Annotated in this window: 21 protein-coding genes and 2 pseudogenes; 9 read left to right on the top strand and 14 right to left on the bottom strand. The window is 60.3% G+C overall.

Going from position 1 to position 24,557, the window contains the following annotated elements; genetic code table 11:
• Positions 1-88: 88 nt before the first annotated feature.
• Positions 89-544, top strand: a complete 456-nt coding sequence (locus IVB54_RS24010) for an AAA family ATPase (protein WP_247336336.1) — start codon at positions 89-91, stop codon at positions 542-544.
• Here IVB54_RS24010 and IVB54_RS24005 read toward each other — a convergent pair.
• The 3 genes from IVB54_RS24005 to IVB54_RS23995 all read right to left on the bottom strand — a co-directional run bounded on the left by IVB54_RS24005 (position 541) and on the right by IVB54_RS23995 (position 2,465).
• Positions 541-1,311, bottom strand: coding sequence for a ThuA domain-containing protein (locus tag IVB54_RS24005; protein WP_018459492.1), 771 nt, complete (start codon positions 1,309-1,311; stop codon positions 541-543). The two genes, IVB54_RS24010 and IVB54_RS24005, sit on opposite strands and share 4 nt — an antisense overlap.
• 503 nt (positions 1,312-1,814) lie before the next feature.
• A complete protein-coding gene (locus IVB54_RS24000) occupies positions 1,815-2,144 on the bottom strand; it encodes a GcrA family cell cycle regulator (protein WP_247776469.1) in 330 nt (109 codons plus the stop codon).
• A gap of 39 nt (positions 2,145-2,183) precedes the next feature.
• Positions 2,184-2,465, bottom strand: coding sequence for a hypothetical protein (locus IVB54_RS23995; protein WP_247336339.1), 282 nt, complete (start codon positions 2,463-2,465; stop codon positions 2,184-2,186).
• Between the two features lie 1,284 nt (positions 2,466-3,749).
• Here IVB54_RS23995 and IVB54_RS23990 point away from each other — a divergent pair.
• Both IVB54_RS23990 and IVB54_RS23985 read left to right on the top strand, forming a co-directional pair.
• Complete coding sequence (locus tag IVB54_RS23990) at positions 3,750-4,793, top strand: adenylate cyclase (protein ID WP_247376855.1); 1,044 nt, start codon at positions 3,750-3,752, stop codon at positions 4,791-4,793.
• Positions 4,794-4,830: 37 nt separating this feature from the next.
• Positions 4,831-5,109, top strand: a complete 279-nt coding sequence (locus IVB54_RS23985; protein ID WP_039800822.1) for a hypothetical protein — start codon at positions 4,831-4,833, stop codon at positions 5,107-5,109.
• 171 nt (positions 5,110-5,280) lie between these two features.
• Here IVB54_RS23985 and IVB54_RS23980 read toward each other — a convergent pair whose 3' ends face one another.
• Both IVB54_RS23980 and IVB54_RS23975 read right to left on the bottom strand, forming a co-directional pair.
• Positions 5,281-5,682 (bottom strand): hypothetical protein, encoded by a 402-nt coding sequence (locus IVB54_RS23980; protein WP_245288542.1) that lies wholly within the window; start codon positions 5,680-5,682, stop codon positions 5,281-5,283.
• 16 nt (positions 5,683-5,698) lie between these two features.
• Positions 5,699-6,145 (bottom strand): annotated as a pseudogene (locus IVB54_RS23975) (class I SAM-dependent methyltransferase); the annotation flags it as partial.
• 221 nt (positions 6,146-6,366) lie between these two features.
• On the opposite strand from IVB54_RS23975, the pseudogene IVB54_RS23970 reads away from it, so the two are divergent.
• Positions 6,367-6,979 (top strand): annotated as a pseudogene (locus IVB54_RS23970) (PfkB family carbohydrate kinase); the annotation flags it as partial.
• A 433-nt stretch (positions 6,980-7,412) separates the two neighbouring features.
• On the opposite strand, the gene IVB54_RS23965 reads toward IVB54_RS23970, so the two are convergent.
• The 6 genes from IVB54_RS23965 to IVB54_RS23940 form a co-directional block, all read right to left on the bottom strand.
• Entirely contained in the window at positions 7,413-8,126 is a 714-nt protein-coding gene (locus IVB54_RS23965; RefSeq protein WP_026233824.1) for a class II aldolase/adducin family protein, read from the bottom strand.
• Positions 8,123-9,541 (bottom strand): FGGY-family carbohydrate kinase, encoded by a 1,419-nt coding sequence (locus tag IVB54_RS23960; protein WP_026233825.1) that lies wholly within the window; start codon positions 9,539-9,541, stop codon positions 8,123-8,125. The genes IVB54_RS23965 and IVB54_RS23960 overlap by 4 nt, the downstream gene beginning before the upstream one ends.
• A gap of 6 nt (positions 9,542-9,547) precedes the next feature.
• Complete coding sequence (locus IVB54_RS23955) at positions 9,548-10,555, bottom strand: ABC transporter permease (RefSeq protein WP_018459498.1); 1,008 nt, start codon at positions 10,553-10,555, stop codon at positions 9,548-9,550.
• Positions 10,552-11,556 carry an ABC transporter permease gene (locus IVB54_RS23950; RefSeq protein WP_018459499.1) on the bottom strand — a complete coding sequence of 335 codons (1,005 nt, stop codon included), beginning with the start codon at positions 11,554-11,556 and terminating at the stop codon, positions 10,552-10,554. The genes IVB54_RS23955 and IVB54_RS23950 overlap by 4 nt, the downstream gene beginning before the upstream one ends.
• Positions 11,549-13,033, bottom strand: coding sequence for a sugar ABC transporter ATP-binding protein (locus tag IVB54_RS23945; RefSeq protein ID WP_026233826.1), 1,485 nt, complete (start codon positions 13,031-13,033; stop codon positions 11,549-11,551). The genes IVB54_RS23950 and IVB54_RS23945 overlap by 8 nt, the downstream gene beginning before the upstream one ends.
• Positions 13,034-13,135: 102 nt before the next feature.
• The gene (locus IVB54_RS23940) at positions 13,136-14,137 is read right to left on the bottom strand and encodes an autoinducer 2 ABC transporter substrate-binding protein (protein WP_007608730.1); all 1,002 of its coding nucleotides are present in this window, start codon (positions 14,135-14,137) and stop codon (positions 13,136-13,138) included.
• Positions 14,138-14,825: 688 nt separating this feature from the next.
• Here IVB54_RS23940 and IVB54_RS23935 point away from each other — a divergent pair.
• The 4 genes from IVB54_RS23935 to IVB54_RS23920 all read left to right on the top strand — a co-directional run bounded on the left by IVB54_RS23935 (position 14,826) and on the right by IVB54_RS23920 (position 19,625).
• Positions 14,826-15,956, top strand: a complete 1,131-nt coding sequence (locus tag IVB54_RS23935; protein WP_018459502.1) for a sugar ABC transporter substrate-binding protein — start codon at positions 14,826-14,828, stop codon at positions 15,954-15,956.
• A 66-nt stretch (positions 15,957-16,022) separates the two neighbouring features.
• Complete coding sequence (locus IVB54_RS23930) at positions 16,023-17,564, top strand: sugar ABC transporter ATP-binding protein (RefSeq protein ID WP_018459503.1); 1,542 nt, start codon at positions 16,023-16,025, stop codon at positions 17,562-17,564.
• Positions 17,557-18,669 (top strand): ABC transporter permease, encoded by a 1,113-nt coding sequence (locus IVB54_RS23925; RefSeq protein ID WP_018459504.1) that lies wholly within the window; start codon positions 17,557-17,559, stop codon positions 18,667-18,669. The genes IVB54_RS23930 and IVB54_RS23925 overlap by 8 nt, the downstream gene beginning before the upstream one ends.
• Positions 18,666-19,625 (top strand): ABC transporter permease, encoded by a 960-nt coding sequence (locus tag IVB54_RS23920; RefSeq protein ID WP_018459505.1) that lies wholly within the window; start codon positions 18,666-18,668, stop codon positions 19,623-19,625. The genes IVB54_RS23925 and IVB54_RS23920 overlap by 4 nt, the downstream gene beginning before the upstream one ends.
• A gap of 182 nt (positions 19,626-19,807) precedes the next feature.
• Here IVB54_RS23920 and IVB54_RS23915 read toward each other — a convergent pair whose 3' ends face one another.
• Together IVB54_RS23915 and IVB54_RS23910 are read right to left on the bottom strand one after the other, a co-directional pair.
• Positions 19,808-21,028 (bottom strand): IS701 family transposase, encoded by a 1,221-nt coding sequence (locus IVB54_RS23915; protein WP_247285483.1) that lies wholly within the window; start codon positions 21,026-21,028, stop codon positions 19,808-19,810.
• Between the two features lie 280 nt (positions 21,029-21,308).
• Positions 21,309-22,208, bottom strand: a complete 900-nt coding sequence (locus IVB54_RS23910; RefSeq protein WP_018459412.1) for an SMP-30/gluconolactonase/LRE family protein — start codon at positions 22,206-22,208, stop codon at positions 21,309-21,311.
• A gap of 199 nt (positions 22,209-22,407) precedes the next feature.
• Here IVB54_RS23910 and IVB54_RS23905 point away from each other — a divergent pair, with 199 nt between their 5' ends.
• Positions 22,408-23,433 carry an aldo/keto reductase gene (locus IVB54_RS23905; RefSeq protein ID WP_018459411.1) on the top strand — a complete coding sequence of 342 codons (1,026 nt, stop codon included), beginning with the start codon at positions 22,408-22,410 and terminating at the stop codon, positions 23,431-23,433.
• A gap of 188 nt (positions 23,434-23,621) precedes the next feature.
• Here the strand turns inward: IVB54_RS23905 and IVB54_RS23900 are convergent, their stop codons facing one another.
• Positions 23,622-24,425, bottom strand: a complete 804-nt coding sequence (locus IVB54_RS23900) for a DeoR/GlpR family DNA-binding transcription regulator (protein WP_018459410.1) — start codon at positions 24,423-24,425, stop codon at positions 23,622-23,624.
• Between the last annotated feature and the right edge of the window lie 132 nt (positions 24,426-24,557).

Below are 24,557 nucleotides of genomic sequence, written 5' to 3'. Positions count from 1 at the left end.
GCACTTCGAATTCCGCAATATCGGTCCTGTCGAGCTTAAGGGATGGGCGGAGCCAATACCAGCCTGGCAGGTCCTGGGAACGACCGAAGTGGATAGCCGTTTCGAGGCACAGCACAAAACCCGATTGGCGCCACCAATTGGGCGCGACGAGGAAATCGAGATGCTGTTCCGTCGCTGGCAGCACGCCAGGCGTGGCGAAGGTTGCGCGGTGATGCTCACCGGTGAGCCCGGTATCGGCAAGTCGCATATTGCCTTGGCGCTTGATGAGCGACTCCCCGCCCAACCGCACATCAGGGTGCGGCAGTTCTGCTCGGCGCACCACACTAATAGTGCGCTGTATCCATTCATCCGTCAGCTCGAACGCACTGCCCAGCTCGAGCGGAGCGACCCGGCAGCAGAGAAGTTCGCCAAGCTTGAAGCTCTGCTGGTTCGGTCAGGCGCTGATGCCGACCGCGTAGTGCTACCTCTGGCCAACCCTCTGGCACGGAGACCACCCGACGAATCCGGCGGTGGCGCAAATGCGAAGTGCGGCGGCATCTCCTAGGGCGACCTTCGCACAGACCAGAGGATAGCGTTCGTGAGGATTCGCTGGTAGCGGGCGTCCTGCCAAACTGACGGCTCGTGGCCTAGCGCCGAATAAAATACTCGTCCCTCGCCATAGAATCGGGTCCAGGTGAGAGGCCAGCCATAGAATCGTTGATGCACGCCGGTCTTGCCAAGGTCCACCGAGCTTGGGTCGAGGCGCAGGAGCACGCGTGAACCACGATAGTCGAAGTCGCTGATTTGGTAGATCTCGTCCTCGACTTGCAACGAATTCCCGAGCAAAGCCACCAGGGGATCGCCAGGATCAACCACCTCGATCTTCACGGCCTGATGCCAAGGATGACCATTGAAGTAGCCGCCGACCAGATCGAGATAGTCCGGCCAAGTGTAGAATGTGTCCGCCGCCGAATGAACGCCGAGGAACCCGCGGCCCGAGCGCACAAAGTTGAGAAGAGCTCTCTTTTGCGCGGCGCTCATTGGAAGTTCTCCGGTTGTGTAGAACATCACCGCCGCGTAGCGCTCGAGGTTTTCGGTAGAAAATTCGGACGTGTCTTCCGTTGCAATGACTTCAAAGACACCCGAATTGCTTCCGAGCTGGGTCAGGATTGCCTTGGAAAGCGGTATGACATCATGCCGGTAGCCAGCGGAGTATGTGAAATAGAGGATGCGCTCTGGCGGACGCTCCGCATGCGCGCCGAGTGGTCGGATTGCCGCCGCGCCGCCGAGGAGCGCGATGAACTCACGTCGCCTCACAATCGCCTCCGCCAACGCCAACCAACCATGTTTTGAAGAAGCCTAGCACAGATCAGCCCAGCACCGGCCTTCGGGCATCGCCCTCTGGCGTCCTATGCAACGCTGCTGGCCCATCAGCGAAGTGGCGAATCGTCTCATTGAGGTCAGCTTCGTGGGTGATTGTGTTGAAAAAGTCGAAAGTTGCAGGGGGCAAGATTTTTCGCGAAAACGCTACGCAGCGAGCGACCACTGATTCGTATGACCTCAATCGCGTTACCGAAGTCGCCTGTGAATTTTGCGTGAGGCCGTGAGGTCCCTCGCATCTTGTACGCGAAAGTCGCGCCCACGGCCCGCAGAATTTTGGTCATCGGCGAAAGACGACTTTTGCAACAATATCTGGGTGGAAGCGGACTGGTTTTGCTCAGGTCGGGTTCTTCGCACTTTGACCCGAATGAGACGAACTTGGGAAGGGGCGCGACCCCCGAACCGTCGAGCCGAGCCGGTACTGAGCGCAGCGCAACGGCATTCGCGGTGACCTCTTAGCCAGTATTTTTGACCGCCTCAGCCAGTATCTCGTAAAGCTGCTGCTTGCTGAATTGCTTAGGCCGCTGCCTCTCCGCTGCGTCTCGCGACACCTTCTTTGCGACTGGACCGGCGCAAGCTGCCGACGACGTCGCCCTCAGCTTTGGGGTCGGCCTTATCTTGGGCCTCGCCGTTGGCAGCTTGCGACCGCGCTTCAGGCCCTGACGGGTCAGCATGCCGCAGACCGCGTTACGACTGCATCCGAGCCGGCGCGCAATCTGCGCCGCGCTATGTCCTGCGGACCAGAGGCTGATGAGGAGCCCTATGTCTTTCGCATCCCAGCCCATGGGGGATATTATAGCACCCACGGCCGAACACGCGTCAATCTAGTCTTCGTCCGGCTCGCGTACGGCCGCCGGTTCGTCGAGCTTGATCTCGGAGAAGGCGACGCGGGAATGGTCGTCTATGCAGACGTGGACGAAATCCCAGCCAGCGCCGCGTCTCTTGTTCGGACAACTGGCGAGAAGAGCTGGGTCGCTGAGCTGGGACAGGTCGACCGAACGTAAAGCCCTGCATCGCTGCGGAATGGCGCTCACCACCGGACAGTTCGGCTGCGCCTTCGCGCGGCGCCTGATGCACTCCGCCGAATTAACTTCCAACAGCAACATACGATTCACATATGTGGATGCTGGAACAACGTCGGCGGATTTCAGTCTCCGTTGCATCATTTTCCCGATTGGTCCGCCGCCGGGCCATGATCCAAGCTTGTTAGAAGGCTTGGTTGGGGGTTACACGACATGCGTGAACATCCTGGTCTAGCGGTTGACGCCACTGTGCGGCTGCATGAGCGCCTAGAACGGCTTACGTCTCAATTGTCCGAACTGGAGTGTCTTCGGGCCCGCGTGCGCGAAGCGGAGCGGAGCGTGCTGATCACCGTCGAAACCGCTCCGTCCCGTTCGCGAGCGACATTGCGGCATACGCCTTTTCGAGTTTCCCCAGCCCGTTCATCTCTTTGAAGTTGTGGCACGCCAACTTTAGCCTTCCCTTGACTTCGTCCGAGGCTCTGAGCCGGCCGAGTCTTTGCGACGGTGCGGCGTTTGGAACGCTTCGCCGATTACCGAGTGTTCCCGGCACGCGTCCCAAAGTGCGTAATGCAGTCGGGCCCCAGCTCCCCCAATCCCTTGGAGCTGAGGCCATTCTTGTTTGGCGCTTCCGATCGACAGCTGGCGATAATGCCCCCGCGTTGCTCGCGGGCGCTTCCGACGAACCCGTTCTCTGAGGATCGACTGGACGCAGCCACGTCAGCTTCTGGCCCTAAACCGAAGAGCGGTTCAACCGCCCCAATGTCTGCAGTCGCTGGGATATTGTTGCAAAACTCGTCTTTCGCCGATGACCAAAATTCTGCGGGCCGTGGGCGCGACTTTCGCGTACAAGATGCGAGAACCTCACGGCCTCACGCAAAATTCACAGGCGACTTCGGTAACGCGATTGAGGTCATACGAATCAGCGGTCGCTCGCTGCGTAGCGTTTTCGCGAAAAATCGTGACCCCTGCAACTTTCGACTTTTGCAACACAATCGCTGGTAAACCGGACGCCAGCTGCACTTGCCGCGCCAACCGCTTTTAACCCGAAGCCGCCAGCCGACGTGAAGTGAATTTCTGAACGTCGGCTGGCCCAATCGAGAAAATATTTCGAGCAGCCGGCAATTCAAAAGAACGCGAATGAGTCAGAGGCCGCCACCCAACCTGAAGCCGTGCAATTCTGCTAGGGTAAAAATCTGGGCGTGTGGCCCATGCGCGGGGAGGGAGCAGTGACAAACTGGGATGTCTCCAACGATCCATCTGGCGAGCCGCCATCCGAAAATAGGCAGCCGGACAAACCAGCATCCGATCAGGAGCGACCGGGGAAGCCCCTATCTGATCGCAGTTTAAGTGATTCGCTTGCGGGAACGATTGCAGTTGATCGGCGGCGCGCTCGCGTCGATTGCCGCCGTCGGTGCTATCGAGGGCGGCCTCGTCGACTACTGGAGCGTATGGAAGACGCTCCGCACAGACGTGTTTTCGGAGAGCCAAAAAACGCAGAAGGAGGCTACGGCACGGCCCGACATTGCTCCCCGTTTGTCTCTCGTTGTCCTGCCATTCGCAAACCTCAACAACGACGCAGAGCAGGACTATTTCGCCGATGGCATTACGACCGATCTGACGACCGGCCTCGCGCAAATGCTCGATACATTCGTGATCGGGCGCGGGACGGCTTTCACCTATAGGAATAAGCAGGTCGATCTCAAGACCTTCGGCAAGGACCTTGGTATTCGATGGGCGGTACAGGGAGCTGTGCAACGGGCCGGAGATCGGGTCCGGATGAACGTATCCCTTGCAGACCTTTCGGCCAGTCGTGACGTCTGGTCGGATCGTTTTGACGGCGATCGGATGAATCTCGCCGCCTTGCAGGACCAGGTCACGGCGCGGCTTGCCCGCTCTCTCAACGTTGAACTCATCCAAGCCGAAAGTCGGCGCAGTCTGATGGACCAGCCCGCGAATCCAGATGCCGTCGATTTCACCATGCGCGGGTGGGCAAAAGTCTATGGACCTCAGGGCAAGGTAACGATCACCGAGGCAAAGGACTTGTTTGAGGCCGCGCTGCATCTCGATCCGGACCACATTGATGCAATGCTCGGTAAAGCGTGGCGCATAGCCAACGGCATACTCAGCGGATGGTCAACGTCCGTGACGGAAGACAAAAAGATCGCCACCAGCTTAATTGATCAAGTTATTTCAACGAGCGCGAATGCGCACATAACCAAAGGAAATATTTTACTCTATCGAGATCCCGAGGCGGCATTACCTGAATTCGACGCCGCTTCGGAAGCCGACCCAAATTCGCCGATTGCAGACGCAACAAAGGGAATTGCACTTGTTACAGCGGGACGCGCGCACGAATCTCCTTCGACCAGTTCAGATTGCTTTGCGCCTAAGCCCCAAAGATCCGGCGCGTAGCACCTGGCATTTCTTCCTGTGTCACGCTCACGTCCATGTGCAGCAATACAAGGAAGCCATTGAGGAATGCAGGCGCTCGATCAATCTGAATAAATTATACTGGATGCCGTATGTGGATCTGGTTTCAGCCTATGGAGCCACAGGCCAACTTGAAATGATCCCGCAAATGACGGCCGAATTGGATGCAATCCTGCCGGATTTCACGGTCCAATGGTTCCGTCAAATAGGCTACGCACGTTCGAGCAATGCGCAGTTTCGTCGTGAGTACGACAACATCCTTGATGGACTTAGAAAGGCTGGCGTACGCGAACAGTGAGGTCGCCAGAATCTTCGTTGCTTGCTCACCAGAAGAGTCTCTTCTGGCCCTAAGCCGAAACGCGCTTGAGGCGCGGTAACGTCCGCTGTCGCTGAGGGCCAGACGCCTCAACAAGCACCTGTCCCCGAAAACCCACATCCGTGCCGCGTCGACAGTATTCACCAATGTCCCTTACCCACTCGCGCCAGGGCTATGTGCAAGCTGGCAGGGGGTTGTGCGAGTGTGGTGCTTTGCTCGCCGATAGCGTTCCCACATTGCCTTTCCGTCCAGATTTTCGACCAGGTCAAGTCCAACAGAGGCGAGATCGTTGACGATGTCATCCTGATAGAATCCCGAAATCCAAGGTTCGGCGGTCTGCGCTACCAGATTGGCATTCTCGTTGTGTGGTGCTTGAGATGTGTTCTGGGCGAACTCGGCTTGGTCAATATAAGTGAATACAAGTTCGCTTCCCGGGGCACCGCAAGTTGCCACTGCACGCAAGGCTGCCAGATTGGCTTGACGTGTCAGGTACACCGAAACGCCGAGCCACGAGAAGAATGCTTTCTTGTCTTTCCCGGAAGCAAGAGCAAGCAAAAGCAGACACCAAATCCTCGTTCGTGAGGTCGGCAGCGATGAAATGCACCGACGGCGGAAGCGATATGCCGCATTCGTTAATACGCTGGATCTTCATCGTTTGTGTCACCGGATGGTCTATCTCGAAGATCGTCAGGGCGTCGGAAAAAGCGGGCGGCGAAACACGAAGCTATCCAGCCGGCACCGATAAGAACGTATTGACTTATGCCCTGATTGTCGCCGCGCGCAACGCGTCCTCCGCATAACGAGAGCGGATTACCACTCCTGGCAGTGCGGTATTGGTCAGCAGGAAGTTGTCCAACACTGAACCGGGTCCCTGCAAGGCACGGGCACGCGCGTCCTTATCCATGCGGGCCAATACCCGCTCAGTCATCCTTTCGCGTTCAGCTTCGGAAACGAGTCGATCGCCCCAGGGATCGTCGAAAAGGGGAGACGGGTCGAACCGCGAATGCAGCGCTCTCATCAGCGACGTTGTCAGTGCGGTGCGGCTGGGCAATGAGTCCATCATCCCGATCCTTCCTGGGACGGCTTGTCTCGCTGAGTACTAGGGCGATCTGGCGCGTACGGACAATAGACTAGAATAGGCGATGAAAGCTGGCCATCGACTGAACAGAGCGCCAACAACTTACGCCAGCCGCACTGACACAAGGCTTCGGAAGGAAACGCGATTTAGAGCGCACACGCGGGGACAACGCCATCATCGCGGTGAGCGGACCGACCGACGGTCTCAGCCCCGCCGACGTCGATGCGGCGGCGGATGCGATCCGCACTAGCCGCGTCTTCGTGACCCAGCTCGAGCAACCCGTCGCAGCTGCGCAGCTCGGCCTCGAGATCGCGCGCGCCGCGGACAGCATCACCGTGTTCAACCCGGCACCCGCGGACGCATTCGACGACAGCCTGTTTGCCTTATGCGACTACGTCGTTCCCAACGAGACTGAGGCCGAGGCGCTGACTGGAATCCCGGTGAGCGATCTTGCCGGCGCCCGCCGCGCCGGAGATGCGCTGCTGGGCAAAGGGGCGGGTACCGTGCTGATCACACTCGGCGAAGCCGGAGCATTGTTTCACGGGCAGGATCGCTCGCTGCACGTGCCGTCGTTTGCCGCCGGCAAGGGTGGTCGAAACCGCGGGCGCGGGCGATGCATTCGTCGGCGGCTTCGCAAGCGCGCTCGCGGGTGGCGCCGGTCCACTGGAAGCGGCGCGCTTCGGTTCGGCGACAGCGGGGATTTCCGTCACACGCGCGGGCGCTGCGCCTGCCATGCCGGGGCGCGCTGAGATTGAAACTTTGTTGAAGGGATGACCTGCTCATGATGCGGAACGATCCGATCAAGCATGTCTCTATCTGGTCGGCGGTGCGGCGAAGGGCAGATGCGGGCGGTCGGGTCCGGTGTGCTGACGATGCGCTCCCGTCGCGACGTTCGCTCCGCAAGCGAGGTCGGTACCCAGCGTGCCGCATGCCCGAGCATGCTGGCTACAATGGGAAAGGCAGCATGCGCCAAGACATGAGAATAAGCTGCTGAAGGTTGGCGACGGCGCATCCTGCCGTATTCACGCGGCGCCGATCGACAAGCTAAGTCGTTGATCGGCTGAGTGGTGAAGGGAGCAAATCAGATTGTTCGCTCGCGTCTTCTGCCCAAGAGCTGTGACGGTCAACCCCGCCCATCCGGCCGCGGCCTCCGTTCTGCGTGGCCGGTACTGAGGAACTCGCTGGCAGCTGTCCAGCAAATCCACCATCAATGTGCTGTCCGTTTCGAGTCCAGTAGGGCGCGCGGAACATCGCCGACATCGTCAAGGTCAGGCGCCTGGCCGTATCCCATGCGTTTCATCTGCTCATGTACCTGCGCCATTTCAGCGTCGCTGAGGCGCGGCGGCTCGCCGATAGCCAACGCATGGACATACATCTTCGCCAGCGTCTCCACCTCCAAGGCGAGCCAAAGCGCCTTTTCAAAGGTCTGGGCCGTCACGATCAAGCCATGATGGCCAAGGAGGCAAGCGTCGCGATCTTCGAGGGCCTTGAGGGCGTAGTCCGATAGTGCCTGCGTGCCGAAACAAGCATATGGCGTACACCGGACATCGTTGCCACCCGCAACTGCGACCATATAGTGGAAGCAGGGAATATCACGTTCGTGAACGGCGAGAATCGTGCTGAAGGTGGAATGCGTATGCAGCACGACGTTGACGTCTTCGCGTGCTCGCAGAATATCGCGATGAAAGCGCCATTCGGATGAAGGCCGATGGTTGCCCTGGTAGTTCGCGGCAAAATCCATCGCGACAATGTCCTCTGGCTGCATCCGATCATAGGGCAGACTGGTAGGCGTGATTAGCATGCCGTTTGGAATCCGGTGCGAAAGATTGCCGGATGTGCCCTGATTGAGACCGTTTCGATTCATCTCCCTGCAGGTATCGACAATGCCTTGGCGGAGATCGGCATGATTACGGTCTGTCATGAAGCGGGCTCCGAGAAAGCGATCCAGGACTGGTAAGCGGTGGAAAGGTCGCGCGGTTCGAACCTATCGTTGCTGAGTGATGTGACGGCTTCAAGGATCACGCTTGAAACCGGCAGCGTACGCGAGAATCGCCGCCACAGCAGCGCAGCGCCAAGCGCCGTTCCGTCGGGAGATCGACTCACCCAGACACTCTGCGAGGATCGCAAAGTCGCAAGACAACGGGCGAAGGGCAGGTTTGCGGCAAAGCCACCATCGATGACTATGCGTTTTGAGCTCTCGAGCGCATCAAGGCAGCGGTTTGCGCTGAACGCTGCGTAGAGCACCGCCAATGCCTGCCATTCGGCAGGCGTTTCGGGGGGCGGCCCGATGACCCGTCCGCGGCGAGCAGCGCCCGGAAACAATCCATCATCGCCGACGAATGAGGGGAGCGCCAGGGTTCCTCTCGACAGCAGGGTGGGCAATGCGGCAAGGACGGCTGCATCAGAAGTAAAATGTTCCCCGCGGATGAGGTCGTATTCGCGGCCGGCCGCGATCAACGTCGAAGGTGCATTCTCCCCATCGACATCGATATTGAGAACCATCGCGCGCGCGCAATCGAGTTTGTCCAGGGGGAGGCCGCGCTGAAAGCCGATCATCCAAGTACCGGTCGATAGGATCGAGGCATCGGCCATGCCGGCGGCCTTGTAGCGAAACAGGTTGGCGTTGGAATCATGCACGCCGCAGAGGATCTCGGTCGATTGCGCCAGGCCCGTGCGCCTGGTTACAGATTCCGAAACCGTCCCTAGCACCTCACCGGCGGGTACGCATTCGGGCAACAGATGGCTCCAACCGCGCTTACGCATAAGAGAAGAAGGCTGACGGTGGATGAGGTCCCAGATATGGCTCTGAGCCGCGAGCTGCGAGATTTCGCTGGCCGCACGTCCACCAAGCCGCAGGGCGAAAAACTGCGCGGTGGTCAGATAGGCTTTTGCGCGAGCGAATTCGACGGGATACGCGCTTTCCTGCCAAAGCAGCTGTTTTCCGAGCCGCATCGCCCCTCCGATTCCGCAAAACACCTCATCGTAACCAGGCGCGATCCGGGCATATGCTTCATCGATTGCGGGCGGAGAGACGGCATCATAGTCCATCATCGGCAGCACTGGCGTATCACCGTCGACGAGAACCGCGCCGCATCCATGCGCAGCCACGATCACGGCGCCAATGGCATGGCGTTGAGACACGTCGGCAAGGGTATCGAGAAACCACTCTTCTAACCCGGCAAGGTCATAGGCGAGGTACGACCCCTGAGCCATAGGCACATTTGGAAGCCCATGTGTTTCGAGCGGCCAGCCGTCGTCGCTCGCCACGACCAGTTTGAGATTGGTCTTGCCGATGTCGAGAACTGCAATAGGGTTCGAGACGATCGAGCGCATCATCGCCGGCTACCGCGGCGCTTTGCCGGCGACATGAGGAACCGCCGCGACGGCAATCAAGATTCCACCCCAGATCGCTAGCGTGAGGAATTGGCTGAGGTTCAGAAGGTTGAATGCCGAGGAGATCACCTGAAGGATGATCAACGCAAGCAATAGCCCGCCGACTTTGCCGAAGCCGCCAAACGGATCGATGCCGCCGAGCACGGCCGCGAGAATGGTGACCAGCAGATAGCTCTCGCCGTATGCCGCGTTGGCCGAATTGAAACGTGCCAACATGACGACCGCCGCCACGCCCGCGAGCAAGCTGGAAAATACATAGAGTTTGAGGAGGACGGCGCGGGTATTGACGCCTGAGTAACGGGTCGCCTTCTCGTTCGAGCCGATCATGTAAACCTTTGCACCGAACGGCGTCGCGTTCAGCATGAGCGCGACGGGCAAGGCGCAGAACGCAAGTACGATCAGAGCAAAGGGTACCCCGAAAACCGTTCCGTTGCCGATAAACACAATCGGCTCCGGGAATCCGGAGATGACGTTACCGCGCGACAGGCCGATCGCGAGACCCTTGCAGAGCGTCATCGTGCCGAGCGTGGCCAGGATCGGCGAAACGCCGAGATAGGCGATGACAAAACCATTGAGGAGGCCGACCAATGCAGCCACTGCAAATCCTGCAGCGATCGCAAAGACCTGAATGCCGACCCAGGCAAGGCCCTGGCTCCCCGGGATGTAGCGCGTCAGCAGGAAGGCGATGGTCAGTCCGGACAGATTGGCGGTTGCGATGATGGAAAGGTTGAGTCCACCAGATAGCAGGGCCAGCATCATCGCCAGTGAGAGGATGCCAAGTTCGGGCATCTGGAAAGCCATGGATTGCAGCGTGTTGACCGAGAAGAACCGATCGCCGATCGTGATCGCGAACACGACCCAGAGTGCGAACAACAGCAGGATGAGGGTGGCGACTGTGCCGCTGCTGGCGAGACCGACCATGCGCCGGCGAAGCGAGAGGGCAGGGGCGTTGCTCATCGGGGCGCGCTCCGGGTTCGCCGCTCGCGCTGCGACCAGGCGGTCGCAGAGACCGAAATGAGAATAACCAAGCCGACGAAGAACGGCGACCAGTAGGACGAAACGCCCAGCAAAATGATTCCATTTTGGAGTACCGCGAGCAGTGTCAGGCCCAAAAACGTGCCGAAGACCGTGCCGACGCCGCCCATCAGGCTGGCGCCGCCGAGCACGACGGCAGCGACCACATCGAGTTCCTTGCCCACCAGCACCGTCGGGGCAACGGACTGCGCGAGTTGTGCCTGAATCAGAGAGGCGATTCCGGCCATGACACCCATGTAGCAATAGACCAGTATATTGAGGCCGAAAATGTGGAAGCCGAGCCGCTGTGCGGCGTCGGTATTGCCTCCCATGGCATAGATTTGCCGGCCGATATTGGTTCGGTTAAGCAGGAGCCAGGTGACGAGAAATGCCAGCACGAGCGCGAGGATCTGCAGATTGACACCGTACGAGCTATCCTTGCCCCATTCGAACTCGAACCAGAATATTCCGGTCGCAAACCAGTCGGGCAACGAATAGATGTATTTGCCGCCGGTGAAGAAGATCAGAAGCCCATAGAAGATGTTCAGCGTCGCGACCGAAACGATGATCGATGGTATTCGAAGTTTCTGGATGAAAATCGCGTTGAGGGCACCGAGCGCACCGCCAATTCCAATCGCGATGGCGAAGACGCCGATCCAGTTCGCCCCGTAAGCATTGGCAAGCGAAAGTGTGACATATTGCGCCACCGACGCGGTCGCGGTGAATGAGATGTCGATTCCGCCGGCGATCAGGACGACCAGCAGCCCGAGCGCTAGGATGCCGACAAATGCATAGGAGGTCAGCAGATCAAACAGATTCTGCATGGTCAGGAATTGGGCGTTCGCGAAGCCCAAGCTGGCGCAGAGCCCAAGGATCACTATCAGCAGCCAGAACTCATGGCTGCGACGAAACCTGCCGAATGATGCCATGTGCGATTCAGGCATTGACGGCCTGCCGAAGCGCATCTTCGGAAGTGGCTGCGGCAGGCACGTCGGTTGTCAAACGACCTTCCCGCATCACCAAGACGCGATGACTATGATAAAGGACCTCGGGGATTTCGTCCGATATCATCAAGACCGCGACGCCGTCGCGGGCCAACCGCCGGATGATTTCGTAAATGCCGTCCTTGGCGCTGATGTCGACGCCCACCGTGGGGCTATCGAGGATAAGCACCCGCGGATTGGTCGCCATCCATTTGGCGAGCACGACCCGCTGCTGGTTGCCCCCGGAGAGCGTCTTCACCGGGTTGGCGGGATTGGAGACCTTGATCCCGAGTTCAGCAACCCACCGAGCGACATGGGTCTGTCGCGCGCGTGCGGCAATCAGGCCGAACGCGCCAGCCAGACGATCCAGCACCGTAAGCGTGACGTTCGCCGTGACGGACTGATTCAGGATGAGACCAAGCGTAAGCCTATCTTCGGATACGTAGGCGATCCCTCGATCGATCGCCTCTGCATTTGTACGGAGGGCGATGGGCCGCCCGTCAAGTGCGATAGTGCCGCGATCGGGCGGCTTCATGCCGAACAGGGATAGCGCCAATTCGGTTCGCCCTGAGCCGAGCAGACCGGTGAGACCCACTACTTCGCCCGCGCGCAACTGCAAGCTTACATCCTCATACTCGCCCTCGCGGCCCAGGCCCTTAACTTCCAGCACAACCGGGCCAGCGGCAAGCTCAGGCGCCTGTATCTGATACTCGAAGGACTTGCCAGTCATCAGCTGGCTGAGTTTCCGCCCATCGATTGTGTCTGCGGCAAAAGTACCGACTTTGGCGCCATCCCGCAGCACCGTTACGCGCTGGGCGATTTCAAGCACCTCATCGAGACGGTGGCTGACGAAAACGACGCAGATGCCGGCACGCTTCAGCTCGCTTACGAGCGCGATCAGGGCGTTCACCTCGTGGCGGGTCAACGATGCCGTCGGCTCATCCATAATCAGGAGTTTGGCATCCGCAGCCAAGGCGCGGCAGATCGCGACCAGCTGGCGTCCGGCAATGCTGAGCTCTGACACTTTCGCGTCCGGGTCGAACGCAACGCCGATCTTTGCCATTGTGGCCTTCGCGGTGGCGCGCATTGAGGCCCAGTTCACCGAATGGAGGCCGCCAAGATGGTGCGCCATCGCGATATTCTCGGCGACGGTGAGGTTGGGGAATAGCGAAAGATCCTGGTAGATGACCTGAATGCCGCAATGCGTGGAGTAGACCGGGTTCAGTTTAGGATATTCCTTGCCGGAAATTGCGATACGGCCGCCAGGCTCCGCTGCCTCGACGCCCGAAATGATCTTGATCAGGGTGGACTTGCCGGAGCCGTTTTCACCGACCAGGCAATGCACCTCGCCGACTTCCAGAGTGAGATCGACGTCGCGGAGCGCGTGCACGCCGCCGAAGCGCTTCGATATGCCGGACATTTCCAGGAAAGTCACCAAAGGTTCGCCTGCAATGGAGTCGTGCGATCACTCGAGTGGTCCCGCATTCCCGACCGGAAGGGCCGGGAATGCAGCGCGACGAGGCGACTAAACCGGTCCGGCCTAGAGCCCTCCGGCGATCAGACCGTCGATGGTTTCCTTGTTGATGCGCATGATCTTGTCCACCTTGATCTGCTTTCCTGCAACGTCGACAGCTGCCTTGCCAAGGCCGGGTACATCGACGCCATCCGTGATCGGCTTGCCATCGAGCACGAGTTTGGCCACCGCGACCATCGCGTAACCCGCATCGGTGGGATTCCACAGAAAACCCTCGCGGATCGTATCATCCGCGATAAGCGACTTCGCCTGGCTTGGCAGCACGGTGCCGACAACGGCGATCTTCTTGCCAAGACGTTGCTGACGCACAGCATTTCCGGCCCCGATTGGTCCGTTCGAACCGAAGCCGAGAATACCACGCAGGTTGGGATAGGCCTTGATCACGTCAAGCGTCGTGCGCTGGCTGGTGTCGATCTCGTCGGCGCCAGGGAAGCGGTCGGCGACGAGCTTCATTTTTGGAAAATTTTTCTGCTGGTAGGCAATCGCGGCATCGGCCCATTTGTTGTGAAGTGGCGTCGTAAGAGTCCCGACATAAACCACATAATCACCTTCGCCGCCCATGTCCTTGGCGAGACGTTCCATCTGCACCTCGCCGAACCGAACGGAGTCGATCAATTCCACATTCCAGTCACGGCCTTCCTGTTCCGGACCCTCATGCGTGATGACCTTGATTCCGGCGGCCTGGGCGCGCTTCAGTACGGGCTCGCAGACTTTTACATCAAGCGGCACCAAGCCGATCACGTTGACCTTCTTGGCAATCAGATCCTCAAGCAGCTTTACTTGCTGTGCCGGATCGACGTTCGCCGGGCCAACCATAGTGGCATTAATGCTGAAATCCTTCGCACCCTTCTGGATTCCCTTTTCAAGTGCGTTGAACCACGGAATTCCCGCGATCTTCACGACCGTGACCATTTCCTTTTGGGCTTGCGCAAAGGCAAAGCCCGGAAAACCGGCACCGGCCAACGCGGCCGTACCACCGATCAGCTTGAGCGTCTGGCGTCTGTCCATTGTTCCCTCCCAGGAAACGATCTTGGATTCCGCACCCTTGACCTGACAGTCGCTGGGTGGGGCAGTCGAGCCTGTTCTTGCTTGGGGGCAGAAAGTGTTGCCTGTCCAACCGCAGGACCTTGAAGGACATTAGAGACCGGCGCTTCAGAACGTGTCAAGCAAGTGACATGTTCGCCAGCCACCGTCGCGGTGCGATACCTGATCTCGCCGTCGAGCTGCTGAGTGAGGAGCTGCGAGCGATCGGCGTTGCTACAGCCATTATCTTAGCGGAGGAGCGCCAGGCCGCCGGACGAAAGCAAGTAGTCCCAGCCTCTGGTTTTCAAAACCCGGCTTCCGCAAGCGGGCTTCGTTCGGCTTCGCGTAGCGATTCACACTTTTCCCTGAGTGTCATTTTTTTCGTCACGCGCGTGGATGCCACCATGAAAGCCCGGCCATCGCCAGCTTCGCCGTTGCACAATCCCTTGCCGCCCACGAACACCCGACTGTCATTGTTACGTTTTCTGCTTCCACAATTGCCGTCGGTTTGGCCGTGCGTTCAGATCGTGTCTCGCGCCGGAGCGTCCGCCCTCGGCTTGTCAGCATCGCAAGCTGCGTGCCATCCTAGCCCGACACGCGCATGGGAAAGTCAATTCCCGGCATGGCTACGCGCCGCGTTAGGGTGGAACACAAACGCTCAGGGAGACACGACATGGTGTGGACGCTTCGTCTGGCGGGGCTGGCTTGCGCCGGCTTGCTGTTGTCATCGGTGAGTGCTCTGGCAGGTCCAAAGGTCGTCTCCGGTCCCGGCGCCGACCCCGCCTGCTTCAAGCCGTGGTCGTCCGAGACCAAATTCTTTCAGTGGCCCAAGAAGGCGGGCCCCTACAGAATCGCGCTGGTCAACGGTTTTGTCGGCAACACCTGGCGCATCCAGATGGTGAAGACTGCCAAGGCTTTCGCCGATCAGCCGGGTATCAAGGAGAACATCAAGGAGTTCAAGGTTGTTTCCACCGGGACCGATGTCGCGGCGCAACTTGGCGCGATGGAGGATTTCATCAACCAAGGCTTCGACGCAATCGTTACCATTGCGGTAGCTCCCGACGGTTTTGATCGCATCATCCGTCTTGCCGACAAGAACAACGTCGTGGTGGTGCCGTTCGACAACGTCCTCGACACCGACAAGGTGATGATGGTCAACGAGGACCAGAAGGAAATGGGCCGCATGTCGGCCAAATGGCTGATCGACGAGAGCGGCAAGAAATCCGGCGACATCCTCGAAGTCCGTGGCCTCCCGGGAAACTCCGTTGACCGCGACCGTCATCTCGGTTTCCGCGAGGTAATAGAATCGCCCGGCAACAGCTTCAAAATCACCGAGGTGGTTGGTAATTGGGACACCGGCACCTCGCAGAAGGTGACTGCAGATGCGTTAGCTGTGCATGGTCATTTCGACGGAGTATTCACCCAAGGCGGATCCGACGGCACCGTGCAGGCACTGATGGCTGCCAAGCATCCCTTTGTGCCGATGTCGGGCGAGGGCGAAAACGAGTACCGCAAACAGATTGCCGATCACGCCAAGGACGGACTAAAGGGAATGTCCTACGGCCAGTCGCCGGCGCTGGTGGCGATCGCGACCAAGGCGGCGATCTCGGCGCTGCAGGGCAACATTATGCCGCAGCTGATCTCGATCCCGATTCCAGTGGCGACCTACAAGGATCTCAAGCCGGGCACGAATTACTGGCCCGAGCTCAATGCCAACTTCTTTGCGCCGAACCAGTTCACACCGTGCGGCGTGAACTTCACTGCACCGGAGATCATGTCGCAGAGCGAGAAGAACACCCAGTGACGGCTCCAGCGATGTCTCTGTCACGGCCCGGCATTCGCCGGGCCGTCGTTGCGTGAAGGCCCGGCCATGCCGGCTGCCGATCCGACGCAATCCGCCTTCCTGGAGCTTGCCGGCATCTCCAAGCGCTATGCCGGCGTTCGCGCGCTTGAAGGCGTCGACTTCGCCTGCGAACGCGGCAAGATTCATGCCGTGCTGGGCGAGAACGGCGCCGGCAAGTCGACCCTGATCAAGATCATTGCCGGTGTGGTGCAGCCCGACAGCGGTCGCATGCGCCTCGCGGGGAGCGAGGTCAGCTTCGCCACGCCGTCGGCGGCGAATGCGGCCGGTGTCGTCTGCATCTTTCAGGAACTATCGCTGATGCCCGACCTCTCGGTCGCGGACAACATCTCCATTGCATCCCCGCCGCGGCGGTTCGGCCTGATCGATGCGAAGGCGCAGCGCCGCCGCGCCGAAGAGCTTTTGTCCGAGATCGGCTGTGAGGACGTCAACCCCCTGAGGCGCGTGCGCGATCTGCCCCTATCGAGGCGCCAGGTGGTCGAGATCGCGAAGGCGCTCGGCAAGCGGCCGCAGTTGCTGATCCTCGACGAGGCGACATCGGCACTGACGAGCGCCGATGTGGAGAAGGTTTATGCGATGCTGGCGCGGCTCAAGGCCGAGGGCGTCGCAATCCTGTACATCTCGCACCGCATGCACGAGGTCGAGGCGCTCGCCGACCGGGCCTCGGTGTTTCGCAACGGCCGCCATATCGAGACCTTCGACAAGGGGAGGCGTTCGACCGCCGATATCATCCAGCTCATGATTGGGCGTGACATCGCGGCCCAGTATCCGCCCAAGCCGGCGCGAAATGCCGCGAAGCCGGTGCTGGCGCTCGAGAACCTGTGCTGGGAGAGGCAGCTCGATCGCATTTCACTGAGCATCGGCGCCGGCGAGATCGTCGGGCTCGGCGGTCTCGACGGGCAGGGCCAGAAATCCCTGTTGCTTGCGCTGTTCGGTGTTTTGCGCGGTGTCACTGGTCGCCTCACGGTGGCAGATCGCGAGGTACGTCCCGGCTCCCCGGCGGCGGCAAAATCGGTCGGCATCGCACTCGTGCCTGAGGACCGCAAGACCGAAGGACTGATGCTGCCGATGTCGATCGCAGACAATCTTGCGATCGCATCGCTCGACGCGCTTTCGACTGGCCCATTCATCGATACCGGGAAGGAACGCACCGCGATCCAGCGAGCCATCGCGAGGCTGCAGATCAAGTTGGACGCCGCGAGTGATGCGGTCTCGACGCTGTCGGGCGGAAACCAGCAGAAGGTCGTGCTCGCCAAATGGCTGATGACCGATCCGCGCATCATCCTGCTCAACGATCCCACGCGCGGAATCGACGTAGGCACCAAGCAGGAGCTCTACCGGCTGATGCGCGAACTCGCCGACCAGGGCGCCGCAATCCTGTTCTACTCAACCGACTATGACGAGCTGATCGGCTGCTGCGACCGCGTCGTCATCATGTATGACGGCCGCATCGTGCGCGAGCTCGAGGGCGACGACCTCACCGAGACCAACATTGTCGCAAGCTCCCTGAATGTCGACACCGATACCGCAGCGAGGGCGGCGCATGCTTGACGATCTCGCGATCAGGATCCGCCAGAACATTGGTCTGGTCACCGCCATCCTGTTGTTCTGTGCTCTCTACATTTTCTACAACGCCGCGCATCCCCGCGGCTTCTCCTCCGCCGTGCTGGTGCAGAATGGCGACGAAATCTTTGCGCTCGCCATGCTGGCGATGGCGCAGACAGTGCCGGTCTTAATGTCGGGCCTTGATCTCTCCGTCGGAGCGGTCATGACCATGGTCGGCTGCTTTGCAAGCTACCTCCTGACCGGCGCGGCAGGTGGTGCGCCGCTGCATCTCGACCTGTTCGGCGTGCATCTCGGCCTCGGCACCTTTCCGGGCGGCGTGAGCGGCATTCTGCTCGGGATCGCCGTGTGCCTTGTGATCGGCGCGGCTGCCGGCTTTATCAATGGTTGCGTCGTCGTCTATGGGCGCATCCAGCCGATCATCGCGACGCTTGCGACCGGCGCGGTCTACATCGGCATCGCGCTTTTCCTGCGTCCGACCCCGGGCGGCAAGATCGATGTTGATCTGAACTGGGCGCTGACTAACTCGCTCGGCGATTTCGCCTCGACCGTGCACATCTTCGACGATGGCGCGGCTGCCTGGTTTGCGCCGTTCGCCTGGATCCCGGTCCCCTTCGTGCTTCTCGTTCTCATTCCGCTGCTGGTATGGGTGCCGTTCCGCCGCTCCGTTCTCGGCCGCGCCGTCTATGCGATCGGCTCGGCCGAGGGCGCAGCTTATATGTCCGGCCTTCCGATCGAGCGCGCCAAGATCGCCGCCTTCACGCTCGCGGGCTTCTTCGCCGGCTGCGGCGGTCTCTTCCTTGCTATCCAGACTTCGTCTGGGAATGCGGACATTCCGCAGGCCGGCGCCTATACGCTCAACTCGATCGCCTCCGTGGTGATCGGCGGCACTTCGCTGCTTGGCGGAACCGGCAGTGCGATCGGGTCGATCTTCGGCGCTATGGTCTTGCGCGTGATTTCCTTCTTCTTCCGCATCTTCGACATTGCCCCTCTTCTGCAGCCGCTGTTCGAGGGCGTGATCCTGCTCGCTGCCGTCAGCATCGGCGCGTTGGGTATGCTGCGCGTCAAGAACACGTTGGAGCTGTTTCGATGACGGCGGCCTCATTCAGCCTCTCGCGCGACGATCGCCCGATCCTGATTGCGGCGGTGTTCATCGTCGTCATTCTCGTCGCGGGTACGGTTTACACATTCGCCCGTTTCGGCAGCGCTCCCCTGTTGTCTCCGGCCTATCTTCTGCAGCAATTGCAGATCGGTGCGTTCCTCGGGATCGTCTCGGCCGGCATGATGATCGTGATCCTGATAGCGCAGATTGATCTGTCGGTGCCCTGGACGCTCGCGGCCGCGGCCATGATGGCGACCTCGGTCGGCGGTCCTCTCGCAATTCCGGTCGGGCTCGGGGTCGGCGTTCTGGTCGGGCTCGTCAACGGCGTCGGGGTCGCGTATCTGCGGGTCCCCTCGATGATCTTTACGCTGGGCGTGAATGCCGTGATGCGCGGCCTGATGGTCGCGCATACTGGCGGCTACGCACCTCAGACCGGGGCGACCGACCTGATGCGGATGCTGGCGGGCGATCGTACGCTCGGCATTCCCAACGCGCTGTTCGTCTGGGCCGGGGTGTCCGTGCTGGTGGTCGTGATCCTGCAGCGCATGTCGCTCGGCCGCTACATCTACGCCATCGGCAACAAGGAGGCGGCGGCCTATCTCGCCGGCGTCAACACGCGCCGCGTCACGGTGGTCTGCTTCGTCCTCTGCGGCCTTGCTGCCGCGCTCGCGGGCGTGCTGCTCGCCGGCTATTCCACCAAGGCCTACCAAGGCATGGGAGACGCCTATCTGCTGCCCTCGATCGCCGCCGTCGTGATTGGAGGCACCAACATCCTCGGCGGCCGCGGCCGCTATCTCGGCACGCTGATCGGCGTCGTCCTGATCGTGCTCCTGAACAGTGTATTGTCGATCATGGAGATGCCGGAGGCGGGCCGCCAAGTGATCTATGGTCTCGTTATCATCTTCATGCTGCTCGTCTACGGGCGGGGCGAACGCGTCACGAGCTAGATGGCCAGCCTAACATTACAGTTGCTTTTTTGATTTGAAGTGGGCGCGTTGAGCGGCAGCCTGGTGAGCTCTGCGCCAGAAGGACCATGCGATGATGTGTGCGGGTTGAATCCGCTTCCGCGCAAGTCTGATAGCAATGCGGCGGATTTCCTGGATTGACCAACGGATCAGTGGTGGGGTGGTTATGTTTTGGCTTTTGCCGGGGGGCGCCGTTTCGTTTTTTTGGGCGGTGGCGGATTAGCGCGATGTCGGATCGCGGCCATCATGGCGAAGGCGAGCATCACCAAGGACACATGACGGTGCCAGCCATGCCAGGATCTGCTCTCGTTGTGATCGAGCCCGAACTCGTTTTTCGCCGTTTCAAAGCTGTCCTCGATCGCCCATCGATGGCCTTCGACCGCGACCAGCGTTTCAATGGCTGTTCCCGCTGGGCACCAGGTGGTGAAGAAGGCGAGGTCATCATCGGCAATGCGACGACGGATCAGTAGACCGCGTGTCCACAAACCGTCATTTGCACTGTTGGACTGCTCGGCCTCGAGATCCGCCAATTCGAGATAACACCAATCGTGCAGCCGCGGTCCTTTGGTTCCGGCTCCCGCCGACAGGCGCTTCCAGTCGGATGAGCGCCGCGTCCGGGCGAGGTCTGCAGCCGTACCGGCGACCGGCGGTCGCTTGCCCCAGGATCGAAACACATGAGCGCTGCTGACCCCAAGCACGTAGCCTTTGCCTGCCCGACGTAGTTGCTGTTCGATGTTGCCAACACCGTAGACGGTATCACCGGCAACCCACTTGAATGGTACAGACCCGGCTATCGCGCGTGCGATCATTCTCGTCGCAAGCTTTGGTTTGGTCGCAAAGCCGACATCGGCAGGCACATATGTGGCTTCCAGACGATCTGGATCGTCGGTCCATTCCTTCGGAAGATACAACGCGCGATCGATGAACGCATGGCCATGACGCGAAACGTAGGCAGCGAAGACGCCGATCTGGCAGTTCGTGATCTTTCCTGCCGAACCAGTGTATTGCCGCGCCACTCCGCATGACGCTTTGCCCTGTTTGAGAAAACCGGTCTCGTCGATCACGAGCACCGCATCGTCATCCGCCAAATGCTCGATGACATAGTCGTGCACGATATCGCGCAGGGCATCAGCGTCCCAGTCTCCACGACCCAGAATCGCCTGCTGCCGCCATGGGCCGGGATCGCCAGCCGCCTCCGCGCGCATCCAACCGGTCTTGCGCTGCTCATCTCCGAGCAGACCTTCCAGGAACAGACCTGCATTCGTCGCAACACGCTCTTGCGTGAACAACGGACGTATCCGTTGCTTGATCTCTCGAAGCGACGCCGCCCACAACGCAAGCGTCGCCTCAACCGACGCGGCCCGCGCCCACGACATTCGAATCATGGTTGCCCATGGATTCAGAAGCCCGCAACAAAAGCAACTGTAATGCTAAGGTGGCCCGCCTTCTTTACAAATTGGAAATCATCGTAAATCAAAATTTTAGCGAAACGAACTGCCTTGCTCGACACAGTATCCGCGAGCTCAGAGACCGGCAAGTTCGGATCGCGCGCTATCGAGGAACTTGAATCCGATCTGCAGGGTGACGAGGGCACCGACGGCCGGCGAAAGCGCGGTCAGAACGGCTGAGGATGGCGCCGCACGCCGCCCCGCGCCGCCTTTTCCCTCACACGGCCGCGCGCGTATTGAGGAAGATCGAATACAGCGATGTCTGTCCGCAAATGTAGAGACGGTTGCGCTGCGGACCGCCGAAACAGACATTCGCCACGATCTCGCCGATGGGAATGGTGCCGATATGTGTCCCGTCGGCTGCGTAGCAGAACACGCTCCGTCCCGCCGACGTCCAAACGTTGCCATGGATGTCGCAGCGAAATCCGTCGTAGAGGCCGTCGGGGCAGGTGGAAAACAGCGAGGGCTCAGCGACCTTGTTTCCCTGGACCTTGTAGGACCAGATCGTCGCGGGCAGCCCGTCGACGTGGGTCGCGCCGGTATCGGCGACATAAAGCAGCTTCTCGTCTGGCGAGAACGCCAGCCCGTTCGGCTGCACGCGGTCAGAGACGACGAGGCTGATCTCGACGCCCGCTGGATCGATCCGATACACGTGGGAGGCGCCAATCTCGGATTTGGTCTGCTGGCCCTCGTAATCGCTGTCGATGCCGTATGTCGGATCCGAAAACCAGATCGAGCCGTCCGATTTCACCACGACATCGTTGGGCGAGTTCAGCCGACGCCCTTCGAACTGCTCGGCAAGCACCGTGATGGAGCCGTCATGCTCGGTCCGGGTGACGCGGCGCATGAAGTGCTCGCAAGTGACGAGCCGCCCCTCGCGATCGGTCGTGTTGCCGTTCGAGTTGAAGCTCGGCGAGCGGAACACCGACACCGATGAATCCGTCTCGTCGAAGCGCATCATCCGGTTGTTCGGAATGTCGGACCAGATCAAATAGCGGCCGGCCGGAAAGTAAGCGGGTCCTTCGGCCCAGCGGCAGCCGCTGGTGAGTTTTTCGAGATTGGCGTGACCAAAGACCAGGCGAGCAAAGCGTGCATCGTGCGTAACATAGGGGAGCATCGTTCCTCCTCGTTGCCGCGGGCCGTGAAGTGCCCGCGTGCCGGTTCCGCTTTTCTTAGCAACCCGAATGTATGAGCGGAATAGTCTTGTACGAGACCCGTAATCCTCGCGTTGACACCTGACGGCAAATACATACGCTGCGCGTCGCTGCAATGAGACTAGCGCGGATCGAGGCGCGGAGAAGGAAGAGCAATCCACCATGGTTTCGCAATCGGCTTTGCCGCGCCGCACACTTGGCCGGACCGGTCTCGAAGTTTCCATCCTCGGGTTCGGAACCGCACCGCTCGGCGATCTCTTTCTCGAGCTCGACGACCACACTGCAATTGCCGCAGCGAGCCGTGCCTTCGAGCTCGGCATCAATCTGCTCGATACATCGCCGCACTATGGCAACGGCCTGTCGGAGCATCGCTGCGGAACGGCGCTCCGGCGCGTGCCGCGCAAGGATGTGGTGCTTTGCACAAAAACTGGTCGCTGGATGGATCCGTTTCACCAGCCGGAGACTCGGTCCGGATTTATTGGTGGACAGCCGCACCGAGCCGTCGTCGACTATTCCTATGATGGCACCATGCGCTCGGTCGAGCAGTCGCTGTTGCGGCTTGGCACCGACCGGATCGACCTGTTGCTGATCCATGATGTCGATGTGTGGACCCACGGTAAGGACGCGATCGAGGATCGGTTTCGCGAAGCGATGTCCGGGGCCTATGTAGCGCTGGACAAACTTCGTTCCGAAGGTGTGGTCGCGGGCATCGGGATCGGCGTCAACGAGGCGGAGATGTGCGTGCGCTTTGCGCAGGCCGGGTCCTTCGAGGTGATGCTGCTCGCCGGGCGTTATTCGCTGCTGGAGCAGCCAGCACTCGAGGAGTTCATGCCGCTGGCGCTGAAGCAGGGCATCGCGGTGCTGCTTGGCGGCGTGTTCAATTCGGGGATTCTGGCGACGGGCGCCATCAAGGGCGCCAAGTACAATTATCAAGACGCACCGCCGCAGATCCTTTCGAAGGTTGCTGAGATCCAGCGTATCTGCGCAGCTCATGACGTAGCGCTGCCGACGGCCGCTCTACATTTTGCGCTGGGTCATCCCGCGGTCGCGAGCGTGGTTCTCGGGGCGCATAATGCGCAGGAGGTCGAGCGCAATGTGGCAGCGCTGACCACCACAGTGCCGGGCGCGCTCTGGAGCGATCTCAAGGCCGCGTCCCTGCTGGAATCGGAAGCGCCTGTTCCGAGGTAGACCGGATGAACACGCTTGAATTGGTTCAAGCCGAGGGCTCGGATCACCGGGAAAACAGCTCCCCACCGCTCGAGCTCGCCCCCGTAGGTGCGCGGCACGTGGGACTGGCTCAGTGCCGATTGCGGCGCGGATTGTCGGCGTGCGTTGAAGTCCGCGATCGATCTGAGCAAGGGACTCTATGTTGTCCGCTAGGTATGGCCAAGGCGTTCGAAATCTGCGCGGGCGTCGCGGGCCGTGTGGATCAGACCGCCATACCTGTCCGCGATTGGCTTAAACGATCCAGGCAATCGATCATCGATGACGAGATGGTGGCAGTCGTCGAGATGGCCGCCCCGGACCGTCGCATTGCGACCGAACTTGGTGATGTCGGCCACTAGCACGGACGTTCGCGAATTGGCCACAATGGATTGACGCGCCTTGACTTCATCGGCATGGAAATCGAGCAGCGTGCCGTCCTCATCAATCCCCCCGACACCGAATATACCAAAGTCGGCGCGGAAACCCGCGAAGAAGCGCGCAGCCGACTCGCCAATGATATCGCGATCGAGTTGCCGCAGCGTGCCGCCCGCGATGCTGATCTCCACGTCCGGATTGTGCGCGAATGCTGCGGCCACGTTCAGGCTGTTGGTGATCACCCGCAGATCCCGACGGCGGGAGAGCGCCTGCGCGACGTATTCGGGCGTCGTGCCAAGTCCGATCATCAGTGACGTCCCGTCAGGGATGAGGTTGGCGGTTGCGTGCGCGATCCGCCGTTTCGCGCTGGCGTTCAACCTGTGCCTGCTGCCATAGGCGAGGTTCTGGTTCTGGACCGGGAGGCCGACCCCGCCATGCACCCGCCGGAGCAGGCCCTGGTCGCAGAGTGCATTCACGAGGCGGCGAATGGTCTGCTGAGTGACGTCGAAACGCACCGCGAGCTGCTCGATGGAGGCGAAGCCTTGCTCGCGCACGATCTCTAGTATGTAGGTCTGACGGGTCGTGGCGGTCCTGAGCATAGGCCCTCCGTTCTCAACGAAAGTATCATTTGAACTCCAAGGACGCAATTTTCTGTTTCATATGGTGTTACGCTATGTTCAAATGAACATCGTAGTGGCTACGCCGACGAATGCGCGTGGCACGAGGGAGGG

The sequence above is a fragment of the Bradyrhizobium sp. CW1 genome, assembly GCF_023100665.1.
Lineage (GTDB): Bacteria > Pseudomonadota > Alphaproteobacteria > Rhizobiales > Xanthobacteraceae > Bradyrhizobium > Bradyrhizobium canariense_D.
Note: the sequence above shows the minus strand (reverse complement) of the source record. Positions and strands in the feature narration are given on the sequence as shown.

What these genes read in the sequence shown, in the direction of transcription:
- IVB54_RS23920 (WP_018459505.1), top strand. Translation starts at nt 18,666, where the DNA reads ATGACGGCGGCCTCATTCAGCCTCTCGCGCGACGATCGCCCGATCCTG.
- IVB54_RS23930 (WP_018459503.1), top strand. Translation starts at nt 16,023, where the DNA reads ATGCCGGCTGCCGATCCGACGCAATCCGCCTTCCTGGAGCTTGCCGGC.
- IVB54_RS23905 (WP_018459411.1), top strand. Translation starts at nt 22,408, where the DNA reads ATGGTTTCGCAATCGGCTTTGCCGCGCCGCACACTTGGCCGGACCGGT.
- IVB54_RS23900 (WP_018459410.1), bottom strand. Translation starts at nt 24,425, where the DNA reads ATGCTCAGGACCGCCACGACCCGTCAGACCTACATACTAGAGATCGTG.
- IVB54_RS23955 (WP_018459498.1), bottom strand. Translation starts at nt 10,555, where the DNA reads ATGAGCAACGCCCCTGCCCTCTCGCTTCGCCGGCGCATGGTCGGTCTC.
- IVB54_RS23925 (WP_018459504.1), top strand. Translation starts at nt 17,557, where the DNA reads ATGCTTGACGATCTCGCGATCAGGATCCGCCAGAACATTGGTCTGGTC.
- IVB54_RS23995 (WP_247336339.1), bottom strand. Translation starts at nt 2,465, where the DNA reads ATGTTGCTGTTGGAAGTTAATTCGGCGGAGTGCATCAGGCGCCGCGCG.
- IVB54_RS23935 (WP_018459502.1), top strand. Translation starts at nt 14,826, where the DNA reads ATGGTGTGGACGCTTCGTCTGGCGGGGCTGGCTTGCGCCGGCTTGCTG.
- IVB54_RS23965 (WP_026233824.1), bottom strand. Translation starts at nt 8,126, where the DNA reads ATGACAGACCGTAATCATGCCGATCTCCGCCAAGGCATTGTCGATACC.
- IVB54_RS23960 (WP_026233825.1), bottom strand. Translation starts at nt 9,541, where the DNA reads ATGATGCGCTCGATCGTCTCGAACCCTATTGCAGTTCTCGACATCGGC.
- IVB54_RS24000 (WP_247776469.1), bottom strand. Translation starts at nt 2,144, where the DNA reads ATGGGCTGGGATGCGAAAGACATAGGGCTCCTCATCAGCCTCTGGTCC.
- IVB54_RS23950 (WP_018459499.1), bottom strand. Translation starts at nt 11,556, where the DNA reads ATGCCTGAATCGCACATGGCATCATTCGGCAGGTTTCGTCGCAGCCAT.
- IVB54_RS23915 (WP_247285483.1), bottom strand. Translation starts at nt 21,028, where the DNA reads ATGATTCGAATGTCGTGGGCGCGGGCCGCGTCGGTTGAGGCGACGCTT.
- IVB54_RS23940 (WP_007608730.1), bottom strand. Translation starts at nt 14,137, where the DNA reads ATGGACAGACGCCAGACGCTCAAGCTGATCGGTGGTACGGCCGCGTTG.
- IVB54_RS23910 (WP_018459412.1), bottom strand. Translation starts at nt 22,208, where the DNA reads ATGCTCCCCTATGTTACGCACGATGCACGCTTTGCTCGCCTGGTCTTT.